This is a genomic window from Globicatella sp. HMSC072A10, from assembly GCF_001811625.1.
GTDB classification, from domain to species: Bacteria; Bacillota; Bacilli; order Lactobacillales; family Aerococcaceae; genus Globicatella; species Globicatella sanguinis.
Window position 1 is genome coordinate 1 of record NZ_KV805766.1, and the last position, 424, is coordinate 424.

The following is a 424-nucleotide window of genomic DNA, read 5'->3' on the forward strand; positions in this document are numbered from 1 at the left end:
AGATGAATATATTCTTTTTAATGCTTACGATGACTTACCTGAAAGAAAGTTAATCGAAATTGATTATTATATCAATAATTTTCTTAAATCAGGCCTTCCTGAATTAGTGCAATTTGGTAAATTACTAGCAAGGTGGAAAGTAGAAATTTGTAACTCATTTACTAGAATAGACGGCATACGAATATCAAATGCTTTTACAGAAGCATCTAATGGAACGATAAAGGATATTATTCGAAACGCTAAAGGAATGCATTCCTTCGAACGTTGTCGAAACAGAATGATGTATGTTATTAATAAAGATAACTGGATATTAAGAGACTAATTTAACAATAAAATGTAAATCGATTACGAACATTCGAAAAAGAAATACAGGTTGAAATTCGTATTATGATAACGAATTTCAACCTGTATTTTTATCATTTCT

General features: G+C 28.8%; 1 protein-coding gene. It reads left to right on the forward strand.

Going from position 1 to position 424, the window contains the following annotated elements:
• The coding region (locus tag HMPREF2811_RS07785) for a transposase (protein ID WP_141749285.1) at positions 1–322 on the forward strand (322 nt) is incomplete at its 5' end.
• Positions 323–424: the final 102 nt, after the last annotated feature.